The sequence below is a fragment of the Flavobacterium aurantiibacter genome (assembly GCF_002251775.1).
GTDB classification, from domain to species: domain Bacteria; phylum Bacteroidota; class Bacteroidia; order Flavobacteriales; family Flavobacteriaceae; genus Flavobacterium; species Flavobacterium aurantiibacter.
This window is the reverse complement of sequence record NZ_NOXX01000173.1, coordinates 1-8889: the sequence shown is the minus strand read 5'-3', so window position 1 is coordinate 8889 and position 8889 is coordinate 1. Positions and strand designations below refer to the sequence as shown.

The 8889-nt window shown below is 42.3% G+C and carries 7 protein-coding genes; 5 read left to right on the top strand and 2 right to left on the bottom strand.

Annotated features, from left to right (window positions below):
- Positions 1-623: 623 nt before the first annotated feature.
- A complete protein-coding gene (locus CHX27_RS05280) occupies positions 624-1079 on the top strand; it encodes an SMI1/KNR4 family protein (protein WP_165764447.1) in 456 nt (151 codons plus the stop codon).
- 118 nt (positions 1080-1197) lie between these two features.
- Here CHX27_RS05280 and CHX27_RS05275 read toward each other — a convergent pair whose 3' ends face one another.
- Positions 1198-2241: a nucleotidyl transferase AbiEii/AbiGii toxin family protein gene (locus CHX27_RS05275; protein ID WP_094485717.1), complete on the bottom strand. Its 1044-nt coding sequence runs from the start codon at positions 2239-2241 to the stop codon at positions 1198-1200.
- A 25-nt stretch (positions 2242-2266) separates the two neighbouring features.
- The gene (locus CHX27_RS05270; RefSeq protein ID WP_094485716.1) at positions 2267-2992 is read right to left on the bottom strand and encodes a DUF6577 family protein; all 726 of its coding nucleotides are present in this window, start codon (positions 2990-2992) and stop codon (positions 2267-2269) included.
- Positions 2993-3906: 914 nt separating this feature from the next.
- Here CHX27_RS05270 and CHX27_RS05265 point away from each other — a divergent pair.
- The 4 genes from CHX27_RS05265 to dinB all read left to right on the top strand — a co-directional run bounded on the left by CHX27_RS05265 (position 3907) and on the right by dinB (position 8567).
- Complete coding sequence (locus tag CHX27_RS05265; protein WP_094485715.1) at positions 3907-5205, top strand: O-acetylhomoserine aminocarboxypropyltransferase/cysteine synthase family protein; 1299 nt, start codon at positions 3907-3909, stop codon at positions 5203-5205.
- A 143-nt stretch (positions 5206-5348) separates the two neighbouring features.
- Entirely contained in the window at positions 5349-6356 is a 1008-nt protein-coding gene (locus CHX27_RS05260) for an alpha/beta fold hydrolase (protein ID WP_094485714.1), read from the top strand.
- Entirely contained in the window at positions 6337-7452 is a 1116-nt protein-coding gene (locus CHX27_RS05255; RefSeq protein WP_094485713.1) for a homoserine dehydrogenase family protein, read from the top strand. Before CHX27_RS05260 ends, CHX27_RS05255 begins: the two co-directional genes overlap by 20 nt.
- 50 nt (positions 7453-7502) lie before the next feature.
- Positions 7503-8567, top strand: coding sequence for a DNA polymerase IV (gene dinB, locus CHX27_RS05250; protein WP_094485712.1), 1065 nt, complete (start codon positions 7503-7505; stop codon positions 8565-8567).
- Positions 8568-8889: the final 322 nt, after the last annotated feature.

Here is an 8889-nt window from a genome sequence, read left to right as displayed (position 1 = left end):
TATTTTTCTACTTTTAAACAGTTCGATTTAATGGGAAGCTTACAGGAAGCTTACATTTTTATAAACCTGAACTCGTTTTAAAAATTAAAGTCAGAAAATATTTAAACGGTTGAATACAAGGCGCACTTTATTTGGGATACTGTAGTATCGCAAATAAATGCAACGAAGTAAGCAGCCGTTTAAATATTTAGCGACCGCGATTTACACAGATTTACTATTAGTCTAAATATCAATGTATTGTGGAACCGCGATCTGACAAAGATTTTTAATCGAGTTCAGGTTTTACCCTTTTTCTCNGGCGCACTTTATTTGGGATACTGTAGTATCGCAAATAAATGCAACGAAGTAAGCAGCCGTTTAAATATTTAGCGACCGCGATTTACACAGATTTACTATTAGTCTAAATATCAATGTATTGTGGAACCGCGATCTGACAAAGATTTTTAATCGAGTTCAGGTTTTACCCTTTTTCTCGCGTTTTGGTTTCCGTTGCAGTCGTTATTGCGGGGAAGGTGCAAAACGTGTCGTTGCAGGAGCGATATTGTACGTTTTGTGAATCGGATTTGAAATACGCCGTAAACCAGAATTTCATAACTTTAATGACCCAACCAAACCCAAAAACCATGAGTATCGAAAAAGCCTTATCATTTATCCACGAAAACCCCGATTCGGCCGATTTTGTAGGTCCGATTCTCGAAGCACAAATACAAAAAACCGAAGCCTTTCTTAACCTAACGTTTCCGCCCACGTACCGGAAATTTGTTTCCGAACTAGGTTGCGGCGACATACTCGGTTTAGAGCTTTTTGGCATCGTTTCCAACACCGAACTCATGGGAACGGGCATCCCTTGCGTTACGTGGCTTACCACAAACCTCCGCAACGAAGAATTGCCCCAGCATTTCATCCCCATTGCCGACGTTGGCGATGGCCAATACTACGTTATCGACACCCAAAACCACAATCGTTCCCAAACCGACACTTGCCCTGTACTCATTTGGGACCCCGCCACCCTCGAAACCACCCCCGAATTCGAAAATTTTGGCACGTTTTTATGGGAAGTGATTGGCGAGTTGGGGTGAGGGGGAACATTAAGGAAATGGTTTTTAGCGCAATTCAAAGCGAGCTGACAAAATAATAGCTGACGGCATTCAACGACTTCTATCCATTAGTTTTAGTCTATTGAAGGTTGTATCTTCCTTAGATACTTACTGCTTTAAACCAATAGTAAAAAGCTTCTGGGTTGTTCTTTTTTAACTGGTTTAGTCTGTTGTATTCTAGGTCTTCAATTAACCAATCTTTTATTTCTAATGGGTTTTTAAACCTTTCTAAATTTAATTCTTTACTAGATTGTAATAGTTTGGTTAGGTAAGCGACTTTAGCTGCTGCTGTTATTGCTTCATCAATGCTAAATCTGTCAATTGTGAAGTTGGTAAAGTTTTTGATGCCTAATTGTAGCTGACTAAACTCTTCTGATTTTATATTGCGTTCGGCTAATGTATAGCAAGCTTGCCAAGTATCATCTAATACTTCTGTTGCTGTATTGTCTAATTTTCGGAAACCAATTTCTTCTTGCACTACTTTGTTGTAGCTGTTTTTTACCACTGCTAAATCACTTATGTTGTCGAATAGAAATGCAATGTCGTATAATTGTTTTATGATTTCTACCGGGCGGTTTTTGCTATAAAGAATTCCGGTTGTTTTAGGGGCAAATGCTGTTAACTTGTCGCCCAAAATAGCATCAAAGGTTGGCATTGCAATTATGGTATCTTCCCCAGAAGTGGAAATCCAATTGTGTTTTATAGGCAGTTCGCGAATTTGAGGATATGGATTAGGTGTGTAGAGCAGGTCCAATAAAATAGGCTCGATATTACCATCTACAACGCTTTTGTAATAGGTCTTGAAATGTCCTATTGGAGCATCAGGAGTATGTTTACGCTCATTATCATCTTCCCAGTCACTAAATATTTTTTCTTTTACAATTTCTTGAATAGCTGTTTTTATATCTTCTTCCGAATGCTCAGTTATGATATCAATGTCAATTGAAAATCTTTTTGGAACTTCTGTTGCCAATAACAATGCTGTACCACCTTTGAATGTAAAGTTTAACCCTTTTACTTTTAATTGCTCCAACAGTGTGAGTGCCCAAATTACTTTTTCAATTAATTTGGGATCAATGCGTTTTTCTAACTTGTTTCTTAAGCCAAGAATCCAATCGATAGTATGTGTTTCTTTGTTTATCATTTGTATAATATTGGCAAAAATTAATTTATTTTGCCAAATTTGTATTTAATCTTTTTTCTAATTCTACTTCTCTATTTCTCCGCGAAGCATATCGTTTCATTTTGGATTCATTAATTGTAAATTTCTTGTATGCCGATTTAAAAATATAATCTAATTCCCCTTGCTGTGCCGAAAACAGATTTTCATCAATTAACATATCCACTAACAGTTTTTCGAGCGTGGGAAAAACGATTTGATCATCTGTAATTGTTGGTGCTTCCGAATTTAAATGCTTTACAATGATAACCTCATCTTTTGTATTGATGTATCGCTCAAAAAGCACATGATCCGGATTTAAATATACATATTTGAATTCAACACTCAGCAGCGCAAAAACCGATTCAACTGCACTTTTTTCTACTTCAACAACTGTAAATCTTCTAAACGGTTGATGCAACATGAAATCGTTTAGCCACGAAGTGTCCCACACACAATAATCTACAAAAGGGTACTTTCTTCGTATTCTTGAAGCTATTTTTTTCAATTTAGCATCTGCTCTTGGATGAAAAATTGTTCCGGTTTCTAGCGTATAAATTCCTCTGGTTGGTGTACTAAGTATTTTGTTTTTCTTTAAGCGATACAAGTTTGTATTAATGGTATTATTTGTCCAGGTAGGAAAGTCCCTCTGCAGTTCTGCCACAAGCTTATCCCGCGTCATTAATTTAACGTTGCCAAAATAACGCTTAATTTTATCTTCAAGAGCTGTTCTCATTTTATTACTTTGAAAGTTCAAATATACGCGAAAAATCGTTTTGTATAATTTCGGCAAAAAAATTAGTTATTTGCCGCAATTAAGCGTTTCAGGTTTTTAGAATTTGACAAGAAAGATCGCTTAATATTATAAAAGCAAATCCAATCCTTCGAATTCGGTTGTTGTAACACGTTTCCCTGCACCCCCTCCCCCGCGTTAGGTACTGCAGCGGATAGCCCGTAAGAAAATTTGTGCTGCAAAAACACAAACAAACGGGCGACCCAAGAAGCCCGGTTGTGCCGCCGTTTTGCGCATAAATTTTTGCGGACTAGCAGCGAAAGGACCGCCCGCCGCACCGTACCTTTCCACTAAAACGCGGCGGCGGGAACGCCCAAACGAAAAATCCGTGAAAAAAGATGAAGAAATTTAATCGCGGTAATTAATTGATTAATAAGAGTTTATTTGTTTTAAAATCGCGTTGCAAAACCCAATCATTTGTTAAAAATCAAAAAAAGTTTGGTTTTTACATTTACACCCAGCAATTTTACACCCAGAAATAATCGACATGAAAAATCTAACAATGATGTGCTGTTGTATGATGTGGAGTAATCCGCAGAGGTGCACTATGGCATGATTGTAAGATCTCGCATAAACTTAGTTAACCTCTGCCCAACCGCAGAGGTTTTTTTATTCTCGTTGTTCAAAAATCAATTTTTAAAAATGTCAGTTCAATCAAGAAATACCGCGCTAAACTCAATGTCATGTTGCTTCATGATGTGGATGATGTGTTGCACATACATCTGGGTTTACCTGTGTCTTGACAGCTGATAAAGTAGTTCTTTAAAACGTTAAGTCCTTTTGGTAAACCGCTCCAAAAGGACTTTTTTTTTGCCTTCGCATTCATTCAAATTTAGTAATCCATAAAAATTAAAATCATGAGTACAACCCAATTTTCAACCTTGGCATTGCACGCCGGACACGACACCGACAAAACCGCAGGAACACGCGCCGTGCCTATTTACCAAACCACTTCGTACGTGTTTAACAACTCCGACCACGCCGCAAACTTGTTCGGATTAGCCGAAGCCGGTTTTATTTACACCCGCCTCAACAACCCCACAAACGACGTGCTCGAACAGCGTTTAGCCGCGCTCGAAGGCGGAATTGGCGCCGTAGTTACCGCATCCGGAACCGCTGCCATTGCCACAAGCTTGCTCGTGCTGCTGCGCGCCGGCGATCATATCGTGGCCTCAAACAGCCTCTACGGCGGCACCTACAATTTGCTGAGCGTTACCTTGCCGCGTCTGGGCATAACCACCACTTTCGTAGATCCAGAAGATCCGGAGAATTTTACCCGCGCCGCTCAAGAAAATACCCGCGCCTTTTTTGCCGAAAGCCTCGGAAACCCGAAACTCGACGTGCTCGACTTACGCGCCATTGCCGATCGTGCCGCGGCATTTCAAGTTCCGTTTATTGTCGACAATACCGTAGCAACGCCATATTTGCTGAACCCAATTGCGTACGGAGCCAACATCGTGATTCATTCGCTTACCAAATACATTACCGGCAACGGAACTTCGCTGGGTGGCGTGATTATCGATGCCGGAAACTTCGACTGGAGCAACGGCAAATTCCCGGAATTCACCGAGCCTTCGCCGGGTTACCACGGATTAAAATATTACGAGGTATTGGGTGCCGCTTCGTTCATTGCCAAAGTGCGGATTGAAGGTTTGCGCGATTTTGGCGCAGCGCTGAGTCCGTTTAATGCGTTCCAGACGCTACAAGGTTTGGAAACTTTGTCGATACGCATTTTAAAACACAGCGAAAATGCCTTGGCTTTGGCGCAATGGCTCGAACAACAAGAGGCAGTAGCTTGGGTAAATTACCCCGGATTGCAAAGTTCGAAGTACAAAACGCTGGCCGAACAGTACTTGCCAAAAGGCAAAAGCGGTATTTTAACTTTCGGTCTAAAATCGGGCTTTGATGGCGCAAAACGCTTTGTTGATTCGACACGATTGTTTTCGTTACTGGCCAATATTGGCGATACAAAATCGCTCATCATTCACCCAGCCAGCACCACTCACCAGCAACTTTCCGAAGCGCAGCAACGCACAACCGGCGTAACACCCGATTTGATACGCGTTTCGGTTGGTTTGGAAGATCTCGCCGACCTAAAAGCTGATATCGAACAAGCCTTGGTTGCTGCTACGGCGCCTCAAACCGCCCACGTATAAATTCAGCTAATCCATTCATTAGGTTTTGTTTTGTTTGTTTGTGCAACTGTCCTCCCCATTGTGGCGGAGGGCAGTTAAACAAACCAAAACTCGATAGGCAAAACCGCGAAAAGTCTCCTGTGTTTCGATAAAAAATTAGAGTTATGGCACATCTATTTAATATTCCGCTTACCGACCTGCGTTTACAAAACGGCTACACCTACGCCAAGCCCGTGCTTACGTATCAGGTTTTTGGGCAAACTTTAGGAACCGCAGCTGTAGTTGTGGTAAATCATGCCCTTACGGGGAATTCGAACGTAAGCGGTCCGGAGGGTTGGTGGAGTGAGTTGGTAGGTTCGGGAAAGACGATCGACACCGATGTTTTTACCGTGATTGCATTTAATATTCCCGGAAACGGCTACGATAAAAACCCCGCGAATTTAATCTCCGAATACAAGCAATTTACCGTTCGCGACATCGCGCAATTGTTTTGGAATGGTTTGCATGCGCTGGGCATTGAACGCATTTTTGCTGTGATTGGCGGAAGTCTGGGCGGCGCAATTGCATGGGAAATGGCCGTGTTGCAACCGAGATCGATCGGACATTTAATTCCGATTGCTACCGATTGGAAAGCTACCGATTGGGTTATTGCGCAAGTACTTATTCAAGACCAAATTCTAAACAATTCCGACGATCCCATTGCCGATGCGCGCCTGCATGCCATGTTGTTGTACCGTACGCCCGAATCGATAAATCAGCGGTTTGGTAGAACGCGCACCAACGAATCGTCGGTATTTCAAGTCGAGCGTTGGTTGCTCAACCACGGAATTAAATTGAAAAATCGCTTTACGTTATCGGCTTACAAACTCATGAATCATTTGCTAAAGACAAACGACATCACCAAAGAGCGCGCCGATTTCCTTCAGGTTATTCGCAACGTTACTGCTGCCATTCACATTGTGGCGGTTGACACCGATTTGTTTTTTACCGCTGCCGAAAACCGAAAAACCTTTGAAATTCTAAAAACAAAGCGCGAAAACATTTTTTTACATCAGATAAATTCGGTGCACGGTCACGATGCCTTTTTGATTGAAAACGAACAGCTTTCGCAGATTTTAAACCCCATTTTTCACACACAGAAAACCAACACGTATGTCAGTTACAACCATTAATATTTTGCTTTTTGGAATCGGAAATGTGGGAAGCACCTTGCTGAAGCAAATAGAAGAATCGCGCGATTTTATTGCGAAGCAAAACGGCATTGTATTCAACTTTCCGATTATTGCTAATTCCACCGTGGTGTTGTTCCAAAACGCGGATCAGCAACAAGCTTGGGAAACCGATTTTAAACGCTCGTCGATTCCGTATCAATTTCAAGAAATACTCGATTTTCTAAAAAATACGCAACTAGAAAACCTGATAGCCGTTGATGTTACCGCATCCGATGTCATGCTCGGCCGCTATTTGCCTTTGGTGCAACACGGCTGTCATTTGGTTGCGGCGAATAAAAAACCCAATACGGTCGACTTAAATTTTTACAGTCTTTTGCGCAGCGAATTGGTGGTGCAACGGAAGCAATTTTTGTATGAAACCAATGTGGGTGCGGGCTTGCCAATCATTCAGACGCTGCGCAACTTGTATCAAGCCGGCGAACGAATTACGCGCATTCAGGGTGTTTTTTCAGGCTCATTAAGTTATATGTTTAATCGATTTTCGGTAGAGCCATTTCCGTTTTCACAGATTCTAGCCGACGCGGAACGAAACGGATACACCGAACCCGATTCGCGAGACGATTTATCGGGCACCGACGTTGCGCGTAAGCTTCTGATTTTGGCGCGCGAACTCCAGGAACCGTTGGAGTTAGACGACATTTCGATTGAACCTATTTTTGGAGAAACACTAACCCGTTTGCTGCATGAAACCGATTATCGCTCGAATAAGCAGGCTTTAAACCGCTATTTGGAAGAGCGCAAGCAGCAGTTGGATCCCGATGAAGTTTTGCGTTTTGTAGGTGTTTTAGATTTGGAGAAGCGTCGTTTCGAAGTAAAGTTAACAGCTGTAAAGCGACTGTCGGCTTTAGGGCAATTGCGCGGAACCGACAATTTAATTGAAATTTACACCGAATCGTACGGACGCAATCCGCTAGTTGTGCAAGGCGCTGGTGCAGGAAAAGAAGTGACGGCACGCGGTGTTTTAAGCGATTTATTGCAGATTGCGCAATTGGTGAAGCAGCGAGAGGTCGTGCGCATTAGCGAAGTTTCGGGGTAAATACCTGTGCCAGGAATTTCCGATTTGAAAGCTTTCGCTAACTTTACCACATGCGAAAAATCATCCACATTGACATGGATGCGTTCTATGCCTCGGTCGAGCAGCTCGATTTTCCGGACTTGCGCGGAAAGCCTATTGCTGTTGGCGGAAACGAGGTTCGGGGCGTGGTTTCGGCCGCGAGTTACGAAGCGCGAAAATTTGGTGTACGCAGTGCTATTTCGGGCGTTCTGGCCAAGCGCTTGTGTCCGCAGCTAATTTTCGTTCCCTTGCGTTTTGATCGGTATCGCGAAATTTCGGCCAAGATTCGCGAAATCTTTTTCCAATACACCGATTTAGTTGAACCTTTATCGTTAGACGAGGCGTATCTCGACGTTACCCAAAATAAAGTCAACCAAGGTTCGGCTACGTTGTTGGCAACCGAAATTAGGCAACGTATTTTTCAGGAAACCCAGCTCACGGCTTCCGCGGGCATTTCGATCAATAAATTTTTGGCGAAAGTAGCGTCTGATTACAATAAACCCAACGGCCAGTTCACGATTGCACCCGAGCAGGTTGAAACGTTCTTGGAAGAGTTGCCTATTGGGAAGTTTTACGGCGTCGGAAAAGTCACGCGGGATAAGATGTACAGTCATCAGATTTTCACGGGCAAGGATTTGAAGGCTAAGTCGGCCGAATTTTTGGAAACACATTTTGGCAAGCCGGGACTAGACTATTACAAGATTGTTCGCGGTATTCACGAATCGCCCGTAATGCCTGAACGCACGCAGAAATCGGTTGCCACGGAGCACACTTTTGAAACGAACTTAACTTCGGAGTTGTTTATGATCGACAAGTTAGAAGTTATTGCCAAGGAACTGTCAGCACGTTTAAAAAAGCACGATTTAGCGGGCAAGACGGTTACTTTAAAAATCAAATACAGCGACTTTACGTTGCAAACGCGTTCGAAAACGGGAGTGCACTTTTTATCGACGGCCAGCGCCTTGTTTCAGGTGGCGAAAGAGTTGTTGTATCAGGAACGACTGCGCGACTCGGTTCGATTGTTAGGCATTTCGGTAAGCAACTTGAATGTTGATCAGAAGAAGTCGGTTGGGATACAGTTGAAGTTTGATTTTTGAGAAGTGAGAAGCTAGTCCCGATAGCTATCGGGANTTTTCCGTTTTAGTCGACATTCCATTTTTTAACATTTACACCCATTAATCATGAAAAAAATTGCAGTACATATACTATTAACCCGTTGGGTGAAATTAAATTAATTGATTTTTGATGTTATTTATTGGTCTATCAAAGATAAATTTGTTGATATATTGAACCAGAGTTAATGCTGTTTTTTTGGGTGTCGTTTTGGTCTAATGCCGTGAGGTATTCTTGGGTTTTGGCTTCGATATACGCTAAGTGTTTATCTATTTTCTTTTGATTAAAATTAGACTTCTTGCCATT